This window comes from Rhizobium sp. P1_E6 (assembly GCF_056405875.1).
The window spans coordinates 1-21749 of record NZ_JBFUBG010000079.1; the positions used below are offsets into that span (position 1 = coordinate 1).

The 21749-nt window shown below is 59.4% G+C and carries 18 protein-coding genes; 10 read left to right on the plus strand and 8 right to left on the minus strand.

What is annotated here, in order from left to right; all coding sequences use genetic code 11:
- The 7 genes from AC1D35_RS27075 to AC1D35_RS27105 form a co-directional block, all read left to right on the plus strand.
- Positions 1-813: ABC transporter substrate-binding protein (locus tag AC1D35_RS27075; RefSeq protein ID WP_477940993.1), on the plus strand; the 813-nt coding region annotated here is incomplete at its 5' end.
- 18 nt (positions 814-831) lie between these two features.
- Complete coding sequence (locus AC1D35_RS27080; protein ID WP_113309524.1) at positions 832-1812, plus strand: ABC transporter permease; 981 nt, start codon at positions 832-834, stop codon at positions 1810-1812.
- Positions 1812-2714: an ABC transporter permease gene (locus AC1D35_RS27085; protein ID WP_113309521.1), complete on the plus strand. Its 903-nt coding sequence runs from the start codon at positions 1812-1814 to the stop codon at positions 2712-2714. The genes AC1D35_RS27080 and AC1D35_RS27085 overlap by 1 nt, the downstream gene beginning before the upstream one ends.
- On the plus strand, positions 2711-3526 hold the full coding sequence (locus AC1D35_RS27090) for an ABC transporter ATP-binding protein (RefSeq protein WP_113309519.1): 816 nt from the start codon (positions 2711-2713) through the stop codon (positions 3524-3526). The genes AC1D35_RS27085 and AC1D35_RS27090 overlap by 4 nt, the downstream gene beginning before the upstream one ends.
- Positions 3523-4449, plus strand: coding sequence for an ABC transporter ATP-binding protein (locus AC1D35_RS27095; RefSeq protein ID WP_113309516.1), 927 nt, complete (start codon positions 3523-3525; stop codon positions 4447-4449). Before AC1D35_RS27090 ends, AC1D35_RS27095 begins: the two co-directional genes overlap by 4 nt.
- A 13-nt stretch (positions 4450-4462) precedes the next feature.
- Positions 4463-4933 (plus strand): GNAT family N-acetyltransferase, encoded by a 471-nt coding sequence (locus AC1D35_RS27100; RefSeq protein WP_477940997.1) that lies wholly within the window; start codon positions 4463-4465, stop codon positions 4931-4933.
- Between the two features lie 25 nt (positions 4934-4958).
- Positions 4959-6986, plus strand: a complete 2028-nt coding sequence (locus AC1D35_RS27105) for a beta-N-acetylhexosaminidase (RefSeq protein ID WP_477940999.1) — start codon at positions 4959-4961, stop codon at positions 6984-6986.
- Positions 6987-7111: 125 nt separating this feature from the next.
- Here AC1D35_RS27105 and AC1D35_RS27110 read toward each other — a convergent pair whose 3' ends face one another.
- Entirely contained in the window at positions 7112-7573 is a 462-nt protein-coding gene (locus tag AC1D35_RS27110) for a winged helix-turn-helix transcriptional regulator (RefSeq protein WP_477941029.1), read from the minus strand.
- Between the two features lie 85 nt (positions 7574-7658).
- Here AC1D35_RS27110 and AC1D35_RS27115 point away from each other — a divergent pair, with 85 nt between their 5' ends.
- Complete coding sequence (locus tag AC1D35_RS27115; RefSeq protein WP_477941000.1) at positions 7659-8474, plus strand: oxidoreductase; 816 nt, start codon at positions 7659-7661, stop codon at positions 8472-8474.
- Between the two features lie 49 nt (positions 8475-8523).
- Entirely contained in the window at positions 8524-9525 is a 1002-nt protein-coding gene (locus AC1D35_RS27120) for an NADP-dependent oxidoreductase (protein ID WP_477941001.1), read from the plus strand.
- Positions 9526-9616: 91 nt separating this feature from the next.
- On the opposite strand, the gene AC1D35_RS27125 is transcribed toward AC1D35_RS27120, so the two are convergent.
- On the minus strand, positions 9617-10819 hold the full coding sequence (locus AC1D35_RS27125; protein ID WP_477941004.1) for an ROK family transcriptional regulator: 1203 nt from the start codon (positions 10817-10819) through the stop codon (positions 9617-9619).
- A 298-nt stretch (positions 10820-11117) separates the two neighbouring features.
- Here AC1D35_RS27125 and AC1D35_RS27130 point away from each other — a divergent pair, with 298 nt between their 5' ends.
- A complete protein-coding gene (locus tag AC1D35_RS27130; RefSeq protein ID WP_477941006.1) occupies positions 11118-12032 on the plus strand; it encodes a DMT family transporter in 915 nt (304 codons plus the stop codon).
- Here the strand turns inward: AC1D35_RS27130 and AC1D35_RS27135 are convergent.
- Genes AC1D35_RS27135 through AC1D35_RS27160 form a run of 6 tightly spaced genes read right to left on the minus strand, consistent with a single transcriptional unit; the run spans position 12029 to position 21251 of the window.
- Positions 12029-13189, minus strand: coding sequence for a glycosyltransferase family 2 protein (locus tag AC1D35_RS27135; RefSeq protein WP_477941009.1), 1161 nt, complete (start codon positions 13187-13189; stop codon positions 12029-12031). The two genes, AC1D35_RS27130 and AC1D35_RS27135, sit on opposite strands and share 4 nt — an antisense overlap.
- Before the next feature lie 3 nt (positions 13190-13192).
- On the minus strand, positions 13193-14941 hold the full coding sequence (locus AC1D35_RS27140) for an ABC transporter ATP-binding protein (protein WP_477941010.1): 1749 nt from the start codon (positions 14939-14941) through the stop codon (positions 13193-13195).
- The gene (locus AC1D35_RS27145) at positions 14938-16029 is read right to left on the minus strand and encodes a glycosyltransferase family 2 protein (RefSeq protein WP_477941013.1); all 1092 of its coding nucleotides are present in this window, start codon (positions 16027-16029) and stop codon (positions 14938-14940) included. The genes AC1D35_RS27140 and AC1D35_RS27145 overlap by 4 nt, the downstream gene beginning before the upstream one ends.
- A gap of 6 nt (positions 16030-16035) precedes the next feature.
- Positions 16036-19047: a glycosyltransferase gene (locus AC1D35_RS27150; protein ID WP_477941031.1), complete on the minus strand. Its 3012-nt coding sequence runs from the start codon at positions 19045-19047 to the stop codon at positions 16036-16038.
- Positions 19041-20219, minus strand: coding sequence for a glycosyltransferase family 2 protein (locus AC1D35_RS27155; RefSeq protein WP_477941015.1), 1179 nt, complete (start codon positions 20217-20219; stop codon positions 19041-19043). The genes AC1D35_RS27150 and AC1D35_RS27155 overlap by 7 nt, the downstream gene beginning before the upstream one ends.
- A 33-nt stretch (positions 20220-20252) precedes the next feature.
- Positions 20253-21251, minus strand: coding sequence for an NAD-dependent epimerase/dehydratase family protein (locus AC1D35_RS27160; RefSeq protein WP_477854251.1), 999 nt, complete (start codon positions 21249-21251; stop codon positions 20253-20255).
- Positions 21252-21749 lie beyond the last annotated feature (498 nt).

Below are 21749 nucleotides of genomic sequence, written 5' to 3' on the forward strand. Positions count from 1 at the left end.
GATGAAGGCAATCTGGAAGCCTATAAGGATCTCAACTTCCGCCACGCCTTCAGCCTTGCCATGGACCGCAAGTCGATGGTCGATATCGCCGGTTTCGGCTATCCCGTCGTCAATGAGCATGCCTCTGGCCTGCCGCCGCGCTTTGAAGGCTGGCGCAACAAGAATGCGGAGGGCGACAAGGACGCCTTCATGGGGCTTGATACCGATAAGGCGAACAAGATCCTCGACGATGCCGGTTACAAGAAGGGGTCTGATGGTTTCCGCACGACCCCGACCGGCAAGCCGATCGCCTTCCCGATCATCGTTCCCAACGGCTGGACCGACTGGATCGACGCCGTGCAGATCGCCGTCGAAGGCCTGCGCGCGGCCGGCATCAACGCATCGGTCGCCACGCCCGAATACGAACAGTGGCGCAAGCAGATCCTCGATGGCAGCTTCGAGGTCGTCATGAATTCGCGCGCTGACGGTGCGACGCCGTTCCGCGGCTATTACCAGAGCCTCTCGACGGCCTATGGCGGACGCGTCACCGGCGCTCCCTCGCGCTATCAGAACCCGAAGCTGGATGCGCTCTTCGATCAGTATCTGAAGGCGACGTCGGACGATGATCACAAGAAGATCTTCAACGATATCCAGCTGCTGGTTGCCGACGACTTCCCAGTCGTGCCTGTCTTTAACGGCCCGACCTGGTACCAGTTTTCCAGCAAGCGTTTCACCGGCTGGGTTACCGACAAGGACCCGGTCATGAACCCGGAAGATCACGACAACAACCGGATGCGCCTCATGCATCTGCTCCGCCTGAAGCCGGTCCAATAACACCGGCGAGGTAGGAAGATGCGTGTTTCCGGACGGCGCCTTGGCGTCTATGCGGTCGCCCTGGCGTTTGCCATCGTGATGAACTTCATCCTTCCCCGGCTGATGCCGGGGACACCCGTCGACGCCATGGTCGCACAGCTCGGGCCGCGGGCCACACCCGCAGCCGTTGAGGCGATCAAGGCGCGCTTCGGCGCCGTCGATCAGCCGATGCTTCTGCAATTCGTCGACTACCTGAAGGGGCTTGCGACCTTCGATCTCGGCGTCTCCGTGAAATATTATCCCCAGACAGTCGTCCAGGTCCTCGGCCGTTCGACAATCTGGACCATCTTCCTAGTCGTCACCGCCATCATCTTTTCGCTCTGCATCGGCGTGGTTCTGGGTGCAATCTCCGCCTGGCGGCGCGGCGGACGTTTCGACACGATCGTCTCGCCGCTTGCGGTCGTGATGATTTCAGTGCCACCAGTCATTGTGGGCCTGACGACGCTCTTCGTCTTCGGAGTGTCGCTGCGCTGGTTTCCGGTCGGCTATGCCTATGATCCGAACCTCGATCCCGCGTTCAACTTCACTTTCGCGGGCAGTGTCTTCATCCACGCCATCATGCCCGTGCTGACGCTGTCGCCGTTCCTGATCGGCGAATTCCAGACGACCATGCGCTCGTCGATGATTTCGATTCTCGGGGAGGATTACGTGACGATGGGCCGTGCCAAGGGCCTCAGTCACCTCACGGTCATGTTCAGCTATGGCGCGCGTAACGCCATGCTCCCTGTCCTGACAAACCTTGCGCTGATGCTTGGCGCTGTCTTCGGCGGCTCGATCGTCACCGAGATCGTCTTCAATTACCCGGGACTGGGTTTGACGCTTTATACGGCGAGCATTGCCCGCGATTATCCGGTCATCCAGGGACAGCTGCTCCTGATGACGCTCGCCACGCTCGGCACCAACTTCCTCGTCGATATCATTTATGGGTTTGTCGACCCCCGACTGCGGGAGGCCGTTTAATGGGATTCACGCTGAGATCCATTCTTCGCCAGAAGAAGGCCGTCGCCGGCCTCATCCTCGTCGTTAGCCTCTGGCTGATGGCGCTATCCGCACCGATCATCGCGCCCGGCGAACCCGGCGCACGCGTCGGCCGCTCTCATCAGCCTCCGTCCATCGAACATGTGCTTGGTACGACGAAGATGGGCCGTGACGTCTATCGCCAGTTCGTCTGGGGTGCGCGCAGTTCACTCACCGTCGGCTTTGCGACGGGCATTGCGATTACCGTGATCGGCACCGCTATTGGTCTTGTCGCCGGCTATGTCGGCGGCAAGACGGATGCCGCCCTCGACCTTGCAACAAACGCGGTGCTGGTCGTTCCGAACATGCCACTGCTGATCCTGCTTGCCTCTTTTGCCGGAACGGTCGGGCCAATGACGATCATGACGATCATTGCCCTGACCTCGTGGCCGTGGGGAGCACGCATGACGCGGTCACAGACGATGGCGCTGCGCAATCGCGATTTCGTCACGGCCTCGAAAATGATCGGCGAGCCGGCCTGGCGGATCATCTTCGTCGAGATCCTGCCGAACCTCACGCCGCTGATCGGCATCAACCTCGTCGGCAGCATCATCTATGCGATCGTTGCGCAGACGACGCTCGAATATCTCGGCTTCGGCGATCCGCTGAAAGTGTCCTGGGGGACGATGCTCTACAATGCCCAGAATGCCTCGGCAATCATGGTCGGTGCCTGGTGGGACGTCGGCGTGCCGGCGATCGGCATCGCGCTGACGGGCCTTGGCCTTGCGCTTCTCAACTTCACCTTTGATGAGATCGCCAATCCGCAGCTCCGCTCCGGGCCGGCGTTGTCGCGCTGGTTTAGTCTCACTCGTGCCCGCAACCGCGCACTGGAGGCCGGACGATGAGCGACAATCTGCTGGAAATTGAAAAGCTTAACGTTGATTATCTGCTCGACAGGGGCGAGTTCCGGGCCGTCAAGGACGTGTCGTTCAATATCGGACGTGGCGAGATCTTCGGGCTTGCGGGCGAATCCGGCTGCGGCAAGAGCACCATTGCCTATGCCATCACGCGCCTTTCCAAGGCCCCGGCCTGGATCAGCGGCGGCAGCATCCGCATGGACGGGCGGGATCTTCTCAAAATTCCGGAGCGGGAACTGCAGAAGATCCGCTGGAAGCGCATCGGCATGGTTTTCCAGAGCGCGATGAATTCGCTCAATCCTTTGATGCGCGTCGAGGCGCAGTTTCACGATGTGCTCTACCGCCACACCGGCTGCTCGCGTCAGGAGTCGCGGGCGCGCGGTGAGGAGATGTTCCGTCTCGTCGGCATACCGCCCCAGCGCATCAGCGATTATCCGCATCAGTTCTCGGGCGGCATGCGCCAGCGCATCGTCATCGCCATCTGCCTGGCGCTGAGACCGGAGCTCATCATCATGGACGAGCCGACGACGGCGCTCGACGTGGTGGTCCAGCGTGAAATCCTCGAACAGGTCGTCGATCTGCAGCGGAGCTACGGTTTCTCGGTGCTGTTCATCACCCATGACCTGCATCTCATGGCGCAGCTCTGCCAGCGCATCGGCATCATGCTGAAGGGAGAACTCGTCGAAGTGGGCGACGTCCACCAAGTGAGCCAGGCGCCGCTGCACGACTATACGCGCAAGCTCTGGAACGCCATTCCCCAGCTTCCAGGCAGAATGCATCTTTCAGGAGCGCTGGCATGAACGCCGAGGCACATCCGTCCATCGCCGGACCCGTCATTCGGCTTGAAGACATCCGGCGTCAGTTCGGTCCGGTTCACGCACTCAAAGGTGTCTCCTTCTCGCTTTTTCCCGGCCGCGCACTGGCACTCGTCGGCGAATCCGGCTGTGGCAAGACCACGTGCGCCCGCATCATCGCACGTCTCGACAAGCCGACCGGCGGTAGCCTGTTCTTTCGCGGACAGGACCTGACGGCCCGTGGAACGGCGAAGGAGGAACGTCTCTATCGCAAGGACGTGCAGATGGTCTTTCAAGACCCGTTCTCGTCACTCAATCCGGCCTTTACAGTCAGCCATCATCTTGCCCGGCCTCTGCAGCTTCACGGCCATGACACGTCACGGGCTGCCCTTGAGGACGGCATTACCGGATTGCTGGCGAGCGTCGGTCTTGATCCCGCCGTCTCGAAGCAGAAGTTTCCGCACGAACTCTCGGGTGGGCAGCGCCAGCGCGTCAACATTGCCCGAGCGCTGGCTGTCGCGCCGAGCGTGCTGGTCGCAGACGAGCCGACCTCGATGCTCGACGTTTCCATCCGCAAGGACATCCTCGATCTGCTCGCGCGGGTGAAGCAGGAGAATGAACTGGCGATGCTCTACATCACCCATGACATCGCGACGGCGGCACATGTGGCCGAAGAGATTGTCGTGATGTTTGCCGGCCAGATGGTCGAATGGGGCAATACCGAAGCGGTGCTCTCCAACCCGCGCCATCCCTATACGCAGCTCTTGTTATCTGCTGTGCCGGATGGCGGACGGCCGTTCGTGACCGGCGGCAGCGCACGCTTCCTCGAGCAGGCTGAACGCGTCCGCTCGCTCAGCCGTCCCGAATCCGCCGTCATCGAGCAGATCGGTTCCAATCATTTCATGCGCGCGCTCGGCGCTCAGACCTAGGAGGATGTCTTCCATGGATTATCTCRTCAATCTGTCGACCTTGCCGCAGGACACAAAATCAGCCGACGCTATGGCAAAGTCTGGCGTCACCGTCCGCCGCGCGATACCACCCGAATTGAAGCTGATCGTCCGCTGGATCGACGAACAGTTTGGTGAGGCCTGGGCAAGCGAGGCAACGGTTGCGATGACGCGCCAGCCACCGACCTGTTTCATTGCCACGCGCGAAGGCAAGCTCGTTGGCTTTTCGTGTCATGAGGCGAGCGCACGCGATTTCTTCGGGCCGACGGGTGTAGACGAAAGCCTTCGTGGGCTTGGTATCGGCAGGGCACTGCTCTTCGCCAGCCTGAATGACCTGAAGGCCCTAGGCTACGCCTATGCGATCATCGGCGATGTTGGTCCCTCCGCCTTCTACGAGAAAGCCGTCGGCGCCATTCCTATCCCCGATTCCGCTCCCGGCATCTATGCCGGCATGCTCAAGAGCTGATTTCAACCGATCCGAACAGAAAGAAATGACCATGTCCATACCGCGATCTTCAGCCTTGCGGCTCGAAACCATTTGGAATCCGCCTGCCAATGGCAAGGATTTCTCCTATGTCCTGCAGCTCAAGAACTTGGCCGCCGAGCCGCTTTCAGGCTTCTCGCTTTGCGTCAGCGGACCGGGCCGGATCGATCCCGCCGGACGCGTCGAGGGCGCTACGGTTTCGAAAAGGATTTCGAACTTCACCGAATTCCGGCCGCTGGAAAGCTTCGTTCTCGGCACGGGCGAAACCTGGACGATCTCGGTGCATGCGCTGAGTTGGCAATTTCGCCATTGGACGGATGGCGCAACTAGCGCCTATCTCGCTTTTGCTGACGGCAGTACCGTTTCACTGACGCTTGAACCGACACGTTCGGCCGCCAGCAATGCACCGTTGAAGCGCGGCGCCGAGATCTTTCCCGTGCCAACCAGCGTGCCGGTGCAGGTTTCGATCATCCCCTGGCCGAACCATGTGGCCGTCGCCTCGCGGCGACCCTTGCCGGCAGGCTTCACGCTGCAGGCCGAGGATCGGGAGGCGAAGGCTGCAGCCGGTAGCTTCAAAGCGCTGGTCGATCATCTCTTCGCCGTCGAGGGTATCATTCGCTCAGCCGCAGAGGGTGCCGCGGCTGTAACCCTGACGAAAGCTGACGGCTTCGGCCCAGAGGCTTATCGCCTAAGCTTCGAAGGGGAGGCAATCACCGTCGAGGCGAGCAGCCACACCGGCTTCCTCTACGGCCTCATCACGCTCGGCCAGATCTGGCGCGGCGCGCGCCAGCACCCGCGGACCTTCCAGTTCCCAGCATCCGGTGAGATTGTCGATGAACCCTCGATGGGCTGGCGCGGTCTGCATCTCGATGTCGCTCGCCAGTTCTATGGCGAGGCGGAAATCAGGAAGCTGATGGCGGTACTCGCCTGGAACAAGCTTAACCGTTTCCACTGGCACCTCTCCGATGATGAAGCCTGGCGTGTCGAGATCGATGCCTATCCGGCACTGACCGAAATCGGCGCTTGGCGGGGCCACGGCCTCGCCGTTCCGCCATTGCTCGGTTCCAGCCCGGCGCGCACAGGCGGCTATTACACTAAACCGGTCATCCGCGAGATCGTCGCCTACGCCGGGGATCTCGGCATCGAGGTCGTGCCGGAGATCGACATCCCCGGCCATTGCTACGCCATGCTGCAGGCAATACCGGAGCTGCGCGATCCGGAAGAGGCGGGAAGCTATTATTCCGTTCAGGGCTTTCCGGACAATTGCGTCAATCCGACGCGAGAAAAGACCTATGAGGTCATCGAGACCATTTTCTCGGAGCTCATCGAACTTTTCCCCTTCAAGACAATCCATGTCGGCGCCGACGAAGTGCCGCTCGGCGCGTGGTCCGGCTCGCCGGAAGCGCTCGCTCGCTTACGTTCGCTCGCCGGCGATGAGGTTGCCGATGCGCATGCCAAGCGCCTGAATGTCATCACCAACACCCATGGTGCCGACGACATCCATGGCTCGGGTGCGGCAATCCTGCAGGCGGAATTCCTGAAACGCATTCAGAGCTTCCTGGCTTCCAGGGGCTGCACCACTGGCGGCTGGGAGGAAGCGGCGCATGGCGACGTCATCGACAAGTCGAAAAGCTATCTCTGCAGCTGGCGCAATGTCGAGGTCTCCGCCGAGCTTGCCGATCGCGGTTATGAGATCGTCGTTTGCCCGGGACAGGTCTACTATCTCGACATGGCGTTGCGGCCGGACTGGGACGAGCCGGGCGCCAGTTGGGCCGGCACGTCGGATGCCGAGAAGCTCTACACCTTCGATCCGGTCGGCGGCTGGACGGAAACCCAGAAGCAGAAGCTTCGCGGCATTCAGGCCTGCATCTGGTCCGAACCGATGACCGATCGCGCCGTCTTCGATCGGCTCGTCTTTCCGCGCCTGTCCGCGCTTGCCGAAACGGGCTGGACGAAACCGTCGTCCAAGTCGTGGGAGCGTTTCAAGGCGCTCGCCGGGCTGATGCCACTACTCTACGGGCTGCAGCAGTCATAAGCTCGGATTAGGATTAAGGATCATTTTTGCCATCACCGGAGACGGTGATGGCAATGGATGTTCACATCGCTCTCAAGCTGCGAGCTCGAGCGTTGCAGACACGCCGAAGCGAGCTGCGCTGGCAGTCAGTCCTGCTGATCCGGCGGCGGAGCTGCGCATCCGGGTTCGGCGATGCGAATGGGACGGGTTCCCACAGGAGCGCCGGTCGCGCGGTCGATGGTGACGGGATCGATCTCGGTTCCGGTTTCGGCATCGAAGAAACGGGTGACTTCGCCGCCGCCGCGGTGCTTGCGGCCCCAGGCGCCGATCGCAAACAGAACTGGCAAAAAGTCGCGGCCAGCCTCTGTCAGCACATATTCATCGCGCGGCGGGCGCTCGGAATAGCGACGTTTTTCCAGCAGCCCTTCCTCCGTCAGCGATGACAGCCGCCCCGTCAGCATCGTCGGGGCAATGCCGAGGCTCTTTCGAAAATCATCAAAGCGGGTCAGCCCCGCATGAGCGTCGCGCATGATCAGCATGCTCCACGCATCGCCCACGAGCGCCAGGCTGCGGGCGATAAGGCAGGGTTGATCTGAAAGTTTTTTCATGTCGATATCTTTTTGGTAGTGACTTAGTATCGATTTGATAGTAACAGAATGTACACGGATGGTCCATGACAAAACGAAGGCAGAGATGAGCAAGAAAGAACGTGGCATTGCCCTGGTCACTGGGGCTTCCTCCGGCATCGGGCTGGTGACGGCGAAAGCGCTGCGGCGCGACGGTTACCGTGTTTTCGGCACCAGCCGAAGGTCGATGCCCGATACCGCCGACGGGATCACGATGCTGATCTGCGATGTCATCGACGATCAGTCCGTGCAGGGCGTCGTTGACGAGGTTCTAAGCCGGGCAGGGCGGATCGATCTTCTTGTCAACAATGCCGGGATCGGCCTGCTTGGTGGCGCCGAGGAATCGACGACGGCGCAGGCGAAATCCGTGTTCGACGTCAACGTCTTCGGCACCATACGGATGACGAATGCGGTACTGCCGGTGATGCGGCGGCAACGCAGCGGCCGGATCGTCAACCTGAGCTCGATCCTCGGGCTGATCCCGGCGCCCTTCAACGCGCTCTACGCAGCAACCAAGCATGCGATCGAAGGCTACTCGGAATCCCTCGACCATGAAGTGCGCACGCAAGGCATCCGTGTGGTGCTCGTCGAACCGGGCGTCACCCGCACCTCCTTTGAAGAGAACATCACGCGGCCGGACCGGCCGCTCGCCATCTATGATGCGGTACGCGCCGAAGCCGAAAAGCTGATGCGCGAAATCGTCTCGAAGGGTGATGCACCCGAAGTGGTGGCCGCAACTGTCGTTCGAGCCGCCAATGCGCCATCGCCAAAGAGACGCTACACGGCCGGAAAAGTCGCGGGACAGGTGCGCTTTATCCGCCGCTTTCTTCCCGAGTCCTTCGTCGACAGGAACCTCCGGAAATTCAACAAGCTTCCCGACTGAGCCTGCCCTGTCGCTGTGCAGGCTCACCACAGAAACGAAAGTTCGTCCAATGAAAGCATTCCTGATCGATCGCTACAAGAAAGGCGGCGCCCTCAGGCTCGGCCACAGCCCCGAACCGCAACTGCGTGAAAACGACGTGATGGTCGAGATCCATGCCGCCAGCGTGAACCTGCTRGATGCCAAGATCCGGGATGGGGAATTCAAGCTCATCCTGCCCTATCGGCTTCCGCTGGTGCTCGGCAATGATGTCGCGGGCGTCGTGGTTCGGGTCGGGGCGAATGTCCGACAGTTCAAGCCGGGCGACGAGGTCTATGCGCGGCCTGGCCAGGGTCGCATCGGGACGTTCGCCGAATATATCGCCATCGATGCGGCCGATGTCGCGCTGAAGCCCGCCAATCTCAACATGGAAGAGGCCGCATCGATTCCGCTGGTGGCGCTGACCGCATGGCAGGTTCTGGTCGAGCGCGCCAAATTGCAGAAGGGACAGAGGATACTGATCCATGCGGGCTCCGGTGGCGTTGGCACGGTTGCCATCCAGCTTGCCAAACATCTCGGCGCCCATGTGGCGACGACCACGAGCACGGCAAACATCGATCTAGTGAAAAGCATCGGCGCCGACGTGGTGGTCGACTACAAGAAGGACGACTTCGAAAAGGTGCTGAAGGGCTATGACGTCGTGCTGAACAGCCTCGGCAAGGATACGCTGGAAAAATCCCTTGCCGTCCTGAAGCCGGGCGGCAGGCTGATCTCGATTTCCGGTCCGCCCGATCCCGACTTTGCCAGCGAGAACGGCTTCGGCTGGTTGCTCCGGCAGGTCATGCGCCTCCTGAGTTCGGGGATCAGGCGAAGATCGAAACGCCGGGGGATCGCCTATTCGTTTCTCTTCATGACGGCGAACGGCGCTCAGCTTGGCAAGATCACCGCGCTGATCGAGGCAGGCGCCATTCGCCCCGTCATCGATCGGGTCTTCCCGTTCGAGAAGACCAACGAGGCACTGGACTACGTGGAAACGGGACGTGCGAAGGGTAAGGTCGTCATCGCGATGAAGTGAGAGAAGGCCGATGACCACTGCGCAAATATCTTCTTCTCGGCGGCGGCATGGTAGCGGCCGTCATATCCTGACTTGACCAGCGAGCCTCGGCTTAGCCGACCGGCTTTTGCAGAACGTCAAAGCGTGGATTGGTCTCGGAAAAGATCGGCAGGGCAGCGGCACCGAGGATCGCCGTATCCTTGCCGGTCATGCCGATCATGACACGGGGTAACGTGCGCTTCTGGTCGGGGTCAATGGGAATGTGCAGCGGTTCCAGCCGCGCGGCGAGCCGCTGCATCAGCGATGTCGATATGCTGCCTCCAAGCACTATGGTCTGCGGATCGAAAGCCAGTTCCAGAAAATCGACGGTCTGCCGCAGCGGCTGGACCGCCTGATCCAGCCAGGCATCCAGACCTTCGCCGCCTCCGGCAATCAGCGCGTCGAGTTGATCCGGCAAAAGCTCTTCAGCATTCGCAATGCCCATGAACTCATAAGCGACAGTCGGCGACACGTAGCGATCGAGGCATCCGCGCTTGCCGCAGCTGCAGAGCCGGCCATGCGGTTCGACGATGATGTGGCCGATCTCGCCGGCATTGTGCCGGCTGCCCTTGTAGAGATGCCCGTCGAGGAACATGCCGGCGCCGATACCGCCGCCGCCCGCAAGGAAGAGATAGACGAAGCTGCTGAAGCCGCGGGCAACACCGTGCAGGCGCTCGCCGATGGCCGCAGCCGTCGCGTCATTCTCGACGAGCACAGGCACCTTCACGCGCCGTTCGAGCTCGTAGCCGACGGGGAAATCCTGCCAGCCAGGCAGGTTCTGCGGGCTGAGCGATGTGACGCCGCCCTCCGCATAACGGCCAGGCAGGGCCATGCCGACACCGAGCAGCCTGTTGCGGTCAAAGGAGAACGCTCCCTGCAAATCCTCGACAATGGCCCMGAGGATTGGCATCGCCTGTTCGGGATCGGGATGTTCGACATGACGCTCGATGCGTGCACAGACTGCACCCGAGAGATCGGTCAGCACGCCGCTCGCGCGCTGACGGCCGAGTTCGAGCCCAATGGAATAGGCCCCATGCGGATTGATCGAGTAGGGAATGATTGGCTGGCCGCGGGCAAGCTTCTGCGCTTTCGCAGGCACGAGCAGATGCGAGCGCTGCAATTCCTCAACGATGTTCGAGACCGTCTGCGCCGTCAGCGCCGTCATACGGGCGATCGCGGCGCGCGACAGCGGACCGTTGGTGCGGATAGCCTCAATCACGACACGCCTGTTGTGTGACTTGGCCTGCTCGAGATTGGTGCCTGAAATCGCTTTCATGATGTCTTTATAGAGTTTGAACCACCACCATTGCCACAAGACGACCATGCGGGGAAGGGGAGAAGTGTGCAGTCTTTTCAATGTGATCGCGACGACAATTGATGCCGATTGTTCCAGTCGCTCCTCACATATCACTTTAACGGCGGTGTCGCTGCCATCGATGGGATTGACGACGCCGGACAAGCACGGAATTCCTCTCAATGATTAGAGTTCTGCCATGGAAATCCTAACTCACGGATCGACGATCGCAGGATGAAGTTCTATGGGAGACAAGAGGGCTAACCAATTGGGACGAATCATGAATTTGCGCGTCAGCCAGACCGCGGGAAACGCAGTGCTTTTCGGTGTGCTTCTGATGCTCCTCGGCGACTTCCTGTTTTCGCTGAACGACGCCATGGGCAAATGGTTGGTGGCGAGCTTTGCCGTCGGCCAGGTTCTGGTGATCCGCTCGTTCGGTTCCTTTCTCATTCTTGCCCCGATGATCGCCCGGCAAGGACCTCGCTCGCTCTTTCAGGTCGAGCGCGCTCCCCTGCAAATCTTGCGGGTTATCCTGACGACGGGGGATGTCGCCTTTTTCTATGCCGCAGTTGCCTATCTTCCGCTTGCCGATGTCATGACCTTTTACATGGCCGGCCCCATCTACGTCGCCGCCCTTTCGCACTTCTTCCTTGGCGAGACGATCGGCTGGCGCCGCTGGCTCGCTGTCATCCTCGGTTTCGTCGGCGTGCTGATTGCGCTGAGGCCCTCGACGGCCATGTTGTCCTGGCCGTCGATCTTCGGCCTAATCGGCAGCCTTTCCTTCGCGCTGACGCTGATCCTTGGCCGGCGGCTGCGGCAGACGAGCGATGTGACGCTCGTCACATGGCAGACCGTCGGTGCGTTGGTCACCGGTCTGTTCCTGAGCATCGGTGATTGGCGTGCTGCCTCCGCCCTTGACCTCGCCGGCATGCTGGCGCTCGGCATCGTCGCAGRCAGCGCGCATATGATGATCACGCGCGCGTTGAAGCTTGCCCCGGCATCCCTGCTTGCGCCGCTCCAATACAGCCTGCTGCTCTGGGCAATCGTCCTTGGTTACATTTTCTTCGGCGAATTGCCCGACAGGCAGATTCTGGTCGGCTCGGTCATCATCGTTCTCGCAGGCCTCTTCATCTTCCATCGCAAGAACATCGTTGAAACCACGTCGAAATCTGACGTTCCGCCTGACGGGCACTAAGGGTCGTGCGGTCTTGTGGTAATTTCACCGCCCGGGAGCCCGATTGGCTCTGCGCTCTCATGTATCGAACTCAACTTGGCGTCGATCGCGGTCAGCCGCATCAGATGACGTCGTGACCGAGCCGTCTCTTCCGTGCTTTCAACAGGCGTAAGGACGATTTGATCGTCGAATCTCGGTTCATTCAGTCGCAGCGGGTTTTCACCGCGCTCTGTTGTTGCCTTGAAAGTCATTCCTCGCTTCACGATACGTCGGCTCGTTTGCCATATGAACCGAAGTATGAAACGTGGGTCGTGTTGAAAAATTACCCAAGCAGTGGCGAGCAGCAGGCGCAGACTCTTGGCCTGTCTGTATTGCCAGAACGCGTATTTTTGAGTGAGCGCGACAGCGCTCCTGGCTGCATATCTCGGAACCTGCGGATTTGCGGCAAGCGAGCGCTTTACAACTTCTAAAGCACCTTGGCCCATTCGTACGTGATTGGATGACATATTGCCGGGATATTCTCTGTATCCCACCAGTCGTTCGGGGATGACTTCGATACAATAGCGTGCGGCCAGCCTGAACTCGAAATCGAGATCTTCGCAGCCTCCGATACCTGCTGCTGCGTATGAGCTATCAAACCCACCGATCTCGAGCGCAACGTCCCGTCGCACAAGAAGCGCGCTTCCATTGCCTATATATTTGAAAGTCAGATGCCGGGCATAGATATATCCCCTTGCGACATTGGATGCGCCGGGCCGAATGATCTCGTCGTTCTGATTGATAATATAATGCAACGCATAGACCGCAGCCCACCGCGGGGATAAGCGATTGAGAGCGTTTACCTGCTTCTCGACTTTCGTGGGGTGCCAGAGATCGTCGGCGTCAAGGAATGCCACAAATCGACCTGATGATGCCTCGATGCCGGCATTCCTAGCGGCAGCGACACCGCGGTTCGGTGTAGAGAGGAGGCGGATCCGTGGATCCGTCACCGCGATTTGCTCGACCAGTTTTGCCGTGTCGTCCGTCGAACCGTCATTGACAACAATGATCTCCAGGGCCGGATAGGTCTGGCGCGCCGCGGATCGAAGCGTACGCTCAATATATGTGGAAGCGTTGAAGGCCGGAATGACGACTGAAACAAAGGGCTGGGCGGAATAAAAAGCGTCTCCTCGATCCATTGATTATTCCTGTATCACTGGCGGGACGAGACAGATCTGATGCTTCATCCGGCTGGCAACGGACGATCGGTGGCTGACGATAATCAGTGTTCGACCCTGGTATTCCTTGAGCAGGAGGGAAAGCACGCGCGCTTCGGTCGCCTCGTCAAGCGCATTGGTAGCTTCGTCCAGGAGCAGTATCTCAGGCCGGCCAGCAAGCGCACGCGCCAGGCCGATGCGCTGGCGCTGGCCACCCGAAAGCCTTATCGCCTCATCGCCCAGCCATTCATCGAAGCCGGAAGGCAGTTTCTCGATGAACTCCGTCGCGCAAGCCACATCTGCGGCCCAGCGGATATCTTCCTTGGAAATTTCGCGGCGGAACCGGATGTTGTCGAGGACCGTGCCTTCCATCAATTCGACGTCCTGGCCCGAGACTGAGAGTAGCCGCAGCCAGCTCGATCGTTCGATGGTTGAAAGATCCTTGCCGTCGAGGGTTATGCGACCCTCACTCGGCTGAATGAGATCGAGCAGCATGTTGAGGATAGTTGTCTTGCCGGAGCCGCTTGGCCCCGTCAGGGCGGTCGTCTCCCCTGTCCTGATGGAAAAGCTGACATGGCTGACGGCGGGAACGATGTTCCCTTCATAAGAGAACGAAACATCGTGGAAAACGATCTCCTTCCGCAGATGTTTGAGCTTTTCTCCGCAGGCCACCTGTCTGACATCGTCCGCCTCGGAAATTATCGTCAGAATGTTCTGCACGGAGGCCTCCATGGCATGGAGGCCAAGGATCTGGGAATCGAACTCCTTGATATGCGGTTGAAGCCTGTAAAGAAGAATGGTGGCCGACAACGCCGCGCGGAAGTCGACCGGCAGAAATTGCGAAGACAGAATGATCGTCAGGATCACGCCGAATGTCAGTACCTCGCTCAGAAGTGAAGTTACCGCACCCATCCGGTCGGAACGGGACCATGTTTTACCGGCATCTGTGGAAAGGACATCGAAAATGCTTTCGTGGCGCTTTTCCAGACCGAAGCTCTTCACTGCCTTCAAGGTCTGCAGTGTGGTCCAGGTAAGTTGTGTCAGGTCCTCCATTGCCGCAAGGGCGGTCACACCGACACGCCGATAGGCCCCGGCAAACAGGCCGAGAGTCAGGTTATGGATAACGCCGAAAACAAGCCCGAGTACGGCGATCGGCCATGCCATTATGAGCATTCCGATGCCGAAGATGACGATGGTCCCGAGATTGATTCCGAGGCGGACCAGGCTCGCGTGAGCGGAAGCGACCGCATAGGATTCCGTTGCGATCACATTCATGAGGTCGCTGCGTTCGTAATGCTGAAACCGCTGAAATGGGATCGTCAGGATCTTTGAGTAAAGACGATGTCGGATGCTGCCGCTGATCTGATGGCTGACGATGCTCGCGATGATCGAATTGGCAAAGCCCAGAACGATCCGGAGGATGATCGCGCAGATGAGGATGGTGACCAGCATCGACTTCGATATCGCGGCTTCGAACCCGCCGAAAAGCGCGGGCAGCCCGGCGATTGCAGTGCCGGAAGCAGAGCCCTGTTGGCCGAGAACAAAAACGAGGCTCACAAGGAAAGTGATCCCCACCATTTCCATGAGGCCGCTCAGGATGCCAATCACGATCATCACCGACGTCTTCAGCCGGAGCGACGGCACGAGTTTTAGAAGCTCGCGGAAACGGGCTGCTACGACCAGGTTGAAGGCACCCGTCGGCTTGCCGGAAGCGGATTTTCGCCTCGTCGTCATGCGCCACCCGCGCGTGGCTCGATGAATTCGCCAGTCTGGCCAATAGCCGTCACTTCAAAACGGTGACGGAATGACGTGCCATTCTCGGGAAAAGCGACGGCTGTCGTCCCTTCCCCTATCGGCGGGGCAGGTGGCTTGCCGGTTGCGCGGTCTGGCAATCGATTTGCCAATCGCCGTGCTCGACGTTTGGCTGAACGCCAGACAAGGCGGGCACCGTGAAGGGCGAGCCTCAACGGGAACCGCCCGGCAATTATCGGCGCCAGCTTTCTGACCTGATCATGGTCCTGGCTGGAGAACGCCTTGGCGAAATACCACCGTGCCGTATCGAATTCGGCGGCGGTGGCGGCGGCAGCAAGATGCGGGTAACGTCTCTTGACCTCTGTCATTACCAAGGCATGAGATCTCAGCATGCGACAGGCATTGCTCGACATGTTCCCCTGGGTAAAACGGTATCCGGTTAGAAAATCAGCGGCGGGGGCGAAAGGCAGCCTTTCGGCCAGCGCCAGGTAAAGCTTGTAGTCTTCGCATCCCTCGGCCTCTTGGTCGCGCAGCGACGGATCGTAGCCGCCACATGCCAGAACATCAGTGCGCGGCATGAGCGGCGTACTGCCGTTACCGATAAAATTCTCCCGGACCATGATTTCGAAGACGCCGCCTTTATACAGCACGGGTCTCGAATGGGCGAAAATCACGTCATTCGCGTCAATGGCAGCATACCAGTTGTAGGCGACCCCGCGCCCGCCGGGAAGGCTTGCGAGCGCTCGGAGTTGCAATTCGATTTTGCGGGGATGCCAGAGATCGTCGGCGTCGATCGGGGCGATGTAGCTGCCTGCCGCTTCGTGGATTCCGTAGTTGCGGGCACGAGCCACGCCGCCGTTTTCCTGTTTCAGGACCCTGATGCGTGGATCTTGAAGGCGATATTCGTTTGCCAGTTCGTACGTTCCATCCCACGAACCATCGTCGACCACGAGGATTTCAAGGCGTTGATGAGTCTGGTTCGACACGCTGCGAAGCGTATTCGCGAGTGTTTTCTCGGCGTTGTAAGCAGGAATGATAACCGTGACCAAGGGGAGCGGATCGAGGTTCATGGCTCGCTATCCAATGAAGGCGTCAGGTTGGCCCATCAGCTCGGCAAAGGCCGTGAGGGGGAGGTCACCGCGAATTTCAAGGCGTGGCAGTGACAAGGGGTGGTCCACAGAGCTCGTTCTCGCGGGCTTTGTCGAAAAGCCGATCTCGTAGCCCGCTTGAGCAAGAATGCCAGGCACACGAAAATCGGTAGAACCGAAGGGAAGGGCGATGGACGTCACGGCCTCACCCAGCCGGCTTTCCAGGGCGTCGCGTGAAAATACTGCTTCGCCCAGCAATGTAGTGTTGTCGAGCGAACTTGCCGGCCTGTGAGACTCCAGATGAGACCCGAAACGGATTCCTTGCCGCTGCAGGTTCTGGATATCGCTCCAGGACATCAGAGGTGCCGTATCCCCGTATCCGGCATCCCAATCCGACCTGCCGCCCACCTTATCCGTCACCACGAAGACGTCCGCACTGAACCCGTTTTCAACCAGGATCGGGAATGCGTCGGTGAGAAAATCGAGATAGGCGTCGTCAAAAGTCAGAACGACGGGTCGCCCGCGGATGGGTTTGCCCTCACACAACAGGCTGGTCAGGCTTTCGGCCGTCAGCGCATAATAGCCCTGCCGCCGCAGGAACTGCATCTGTTTACGGAAGGTTTCCGGTGCGACCCGAAAGCGACGGAGTGAGTCCGGCCCGTCGAGCGCAATCCTGTGGTACATGAGCACCGGAACCGAGGTCACGACCTCGTTCGTCCATGCGACCTCGCGGTCGATGCCCGCCGGGCCCCAGATAATGTCTTTGGCGACGTCCGTATCGAGAGGCACACCGTGGGGCTCGATACGCACGACCGGTATTGCCGTATTTCGCTTTGCGAACCGGTGAATGGCATAAAGCTCGGTCTCAACCGTTTCTTCCAGCACAAAGTCAGGAAGGTTTGACAGGACCTCCTTGATTGTTCCCCCACCAAAAGGATTGTTCCAGTCGAAACCGGTCCTGCCGGGCTCGTCGCGCCGGAGATGGGCGTGGGCCGTGACAAGGTAACCGCCCGGCTTCAGGGCACCCGCGATTTTCCGGCATACCTGTTCCAGGCTTGCCTCGTTATCCAGGTAGTAGAGGACTTCCGAACAGACGATTAGATCCTGCTCGGGCGGAAGTTCGGCTTCGACGAAATCCAGGACGCGAAGCTCCACATTTGGAAGGTCCCGGCATCTCTCGGATGCCCTTTCAATCGCGCGGCTGGAGATGTCCGCGGCTGTCACAAAACCGACCTTCTGTGCGAGTTTTGCCGTGAACAGACCTTCCGCGCAGGCAAGCTCCAGGGTTCTTGCGACCCCATCGGGAACAAGGCTCAGCGTCTGCTCGTATTTGACCTGTTCGTAGACTGAGACGTAGTTCCAGGGGTCCGGGCGTTCGAAGAAACGCTCCCAATATTCTTTTTTTGTCGTTGCTTCAGGCAGTACCGTTTGGTGGTCTCCTGCTTCGGGAGACTGGTCCGTCGTCGCGACCGCGGGAACGGCGAGCCGCTGCTGATAGCGGGATTTCGCCTCCAGCAAGCGTGCGTCATTATCCGCTCGTCCGCCAGCTGCAGTTTCGACGAGCGCGGTCAGATGTACCGCTTTGAAGAGATGTTCGATCTGGCGCCGTCGCCCGCTGCGCTGCCGGACGATTTTGCCGAAAGCCCTCCTATTGCGAAGGGCTGCGGCCGTCCAAGAACGCGCATAAGAGAACGTTAAAGGCGTCGGCAAGCAATTTCCGGCCTGCAAGTCATCGATAATGAGTTTGACTTGAGCGCGTAGAGAGAGGTCTCCCCACAAGGGGCCGACATGCGATCCGACATATAGCCCTGCGGCAAAGACGTGCAGGAGCAGCGTATCGGCCTCGTCAACCCGGGTGATCCAGGCGAGCTTCTCGGTGTCGATGGCGGCCACCTGGAGATGGCCGAGTGCGAAGGAGCGAGACATGTCGGGTGCCGAAATTGACCAGACAATCAATTCTTCCATCCGGCGGCCAGTCCCGGGCAGGGAGTGCTGTTCAAGCAATTGTATGAGATCGAGGAAGGCCGGCGTCCAAAGTTCCAGCGAATCGACGAGATCGGCGGCGCGCGCTACCTTCAGACCGATCTGCAATCCATGCAATATCCCTTCGGTCAGGAAGTTTTCGTAACCGGAAGAGTTGGGAAATTCGGGCAGAACCTCTGCAAGCGCGGCAAGTTCGTCTCCCGCGCACAGGTTGACTGAGGCGGCCCAGGTGAGCATTCGCAATTGACCGAGCGCAGGCGCCGTCCATCGGGCGTCCTCAGCATCCGGCGACAGCCCTTCTTTCAAGCGCAGCACTTGCGCGCTGGTGGTGACACGGACGGCATCCCTCAGCATTTTTAGCGGATCACCCGAGAGCGAGCCGGTTTTCATGCGATAGAAGGCAAGGCATCCTTCGACCTGCCGGAACGAAACTCCGGCAAAGGCCATACGGAGCCAGAGATCCCATTCCTCGCAAGTCTGCAGTTGGACATCCAAACCGCCCAATCGGATGAAAAGGTCTCTGGGAAAGACCACCGTATGAATAGCGAGCGCACAGAACGACGAGAATTCCCGCTTTGCCCTGTCGCCTGCGAGATCAGGGGGTATTTCGACACTCAGCATCCGGCCGTCCGGTGTGACACGGCGATAGCTGCAATAGGCAACGATCGGTTGTTGGTCATCGGTCGCAATCGGTAGCATGTTTTGGATAAAAACGGGGTCCAACCAGTCGTCCGCATCAAGCATGCAGAGCAGAGGAGCGGTCGCAAACCCGGCGGCGGCGTTACGCGCCGCGGATGCGCCGGCATTCGCCTGACGATGGATCAGGATCCGGCTGTCGGCTTTCGCAAAGCCTTCGAGCACATTCCAGGTATCGTCTTTCGAACCGTCATCGACGACGACTGCCTGCCAGTTTGACACCGACTGTTTCTGCAAGCTGCCAAGGCAGTCTGCCAGAGTTTCCGCCGCGTTATAAGCGGGGACAAGGAACGATATATCCGGCTTCGGTACGGTTACCATGCCGGCATCTTCCAGCGGCGAAGGACATACCAGGCGCCGTTCAGGCATCCCAATATCTCCTCCCTGAGAAAGAAGTTGTCCGAGGTCGCCCCCTTGGGCAGCCGTTTCCTCAACCTCTGAAGATAATATTGTGGCAAGGCGACCAGGATGCGCCGCAGATTGCCCCGGTTGCCGGTGTTCTGGTACTGCACCAGCAAGGCCGCCACATGGCCGCTCATGTATTGGCGGATCTGCCTGGCGAGCCCCTTCATATCCTTACGATGGAAATGCCAGGAAACCGCCGTCGGTTCGTAGCGACAGGTGCCGCCGTGATGGAGAAGGCGATTCCAGAATTCCGAATCGCCCGAACACCCGGCTGCGCCCATATCCAGCCGCACGTCGAACAATCCGATATCGTCGAATATCTGGCGGCGGAATGCCTGGCTTGCGCCCGCGCCGATCAGCCAGGCAGGCGCCCCGTATGGTGCGCTTTGGCGATAGAAGTCCTGGCCGAAATCCAGACGCCTATAGCCTCTGCCAAATCCCCAATGGGTTTCGAAGATCAGCTGCGCGGGCGTGGAAAGCTCTCCAGGAAGGACAAGGCCGGTGACGCATCCGATATCCGGCTGATCAAAGGCCTTCATCAGGTTCTCCAGCCACCGCTCGTGCAGGACTACGTCGTCATCCGTGAACGCCACGAACTCGGTCTTTGCCGCGCGCACGGCGGCATTGCGGGCGTAGTCCAATCCGACCCTGTTTTCGCGCACATAGGTTGCACCGGCTGCCTCGACGGCCCGACGGGTGCCATCACCGGCTGAGGCGTTGTCGACGACGATTACCTCAGCCGGAGGCAAAGACTGCGTGGGGATTGATGCGAGACATCTAGCTAGTTCGTCCGGCCGATCCTTGGTGCAGATCAGGAGGCTGACGTCGCGGTTCCTGATCGGTGCCCGCATCACGTCCCGAGCGTGTTCGATGGTCTCTGGCAAGACGGCGCGCGCAGCCAGGGCGCCCGGGATTTCTGACCTCTCGATATAGGCCTGACCGACGGGAAGGCCTTCGAAGACGAAGACGACGAGCCCGGCGTCGATCGCCGGGACATTCGCACCGACGTCATCCGACGAAAGATCCAGGTATTGGATAGGCACAGGAAAGACATTGTCTTTCATGTCACGCGGTATGACGTCCCTCATTGCTACTCTCTGTGCCAGATGCCGGTGAACCGTTTAGCGTCCCGCCTTGGCCAGCGGGCGGGAGCCCGCCTGAGCTGCCTGTGCCGTGGCAATTTTCATCTCCTGACTGAACCAGTCCAGTGTCTTTGCAACGCCTTCCTCATAGCTGATCGTGCACGACCATTCGGGCATCACGTAGTTTGCATTCGTCAGATCTGGTCGTCTGTTTGTCGGATCATGCGGCGGTGAGGGCTCAAAGACGATCGGAATCCCGCCCATCAGGCGCGAGACATACTGAGCTACTTCCAGGACTGATATCTCCCGATCGTTCCCGACGTTGAGCGGGCCCCTGTAATCGGTCTCGTTCATCCAGAAGTAACGTGCGAAGCCGTCAATGATGTCATCGACATACCCCCAGCTTCGGGATTGGAGGCCATCCCCGAACACCGTAATGGGGCGGCCGGTCAGGGCCTGGGCGACGAAGTTCGAGACAGCTCGCCCGTCGTCTGGCCGCGTCCTCGGTCCATATACGTTGAAGGGTCGAACGATTTTGACGTCCAGACCCTGCGTGCGCTGCATCTCGAACAGCAAGGACTCCGTGCAGCGTTTGCTTTCGTCATAGGATGAGCGTGGCCCGGTGCAATCGACCTGGCCCTTATAGGACTCCGGCTGCGGTGAGACGAGCGGATCGCCATAGACTTCCGAGGAAGAGGTGAAGCAGAAGCGGCCCCCTTTTTTCAGGAGGTCCAGAAGACGGAAGGCTCCAATGAGATTTGCCGAAATGGTTCTCTTGGGTTCCTTCATGTACCACGGCGGCGAGGCCGGAGAAGCAAGGTGGAATATTTCGTCAAACTTGTCCGACGTCTGAAGCTCTTCCACGTCGGACCGCACGAAGTGGAAGCGGGGGTCCCGGATGTGGGAGATATTCGCCTCGCGGCCAGTCCAAAGATTATCAACAACAACCAATTTTTCGATGTCGGTGCGATTTAAAAGCCTATCGCACAAATGCGATCCGAGAAAACCGGCTCCGCCTGCTACAAGCACTTTCTTCATGACTTCTCCAGCAGATGACATGTTTCGCTTTTCTGGGATTTAGGACTTTGATTGTTCAGTCCGGGGCGAGTGGCGGTTACTTGGGATTCTTGCAACGGCTCTAAATGCAGATCGATGCGCCAAGAATGATCTCCATCCAATGCACCGTTTCAGAAAAGGATATGATGTCCGCCTTCGGCGCACCTCGATGTCCTCGATAAAAGCAACGTAATCGCGTTCTAACTTTTTTGCGCGCTGACCAACACGGACTTAAGTCCGACATCGTTTGCCTCTTCCGGTTGAACCACCGGAACTATTAAAGAACGAGACGGATACGCGACCCCGGCGCATTTAATTCCAGGTTGGCAAGCTTGCCTGCGCCATCGCGAAACAACCGAAATTGCGGGCGATTTCGGATCTGGCCGCGCTTCTGCTCATTTTTACCGATGGAGCCACTTTCCCGATTGACAGAACCACTTCCCTCGCTATTCTATTATAAAAACCGACATAACATAATTG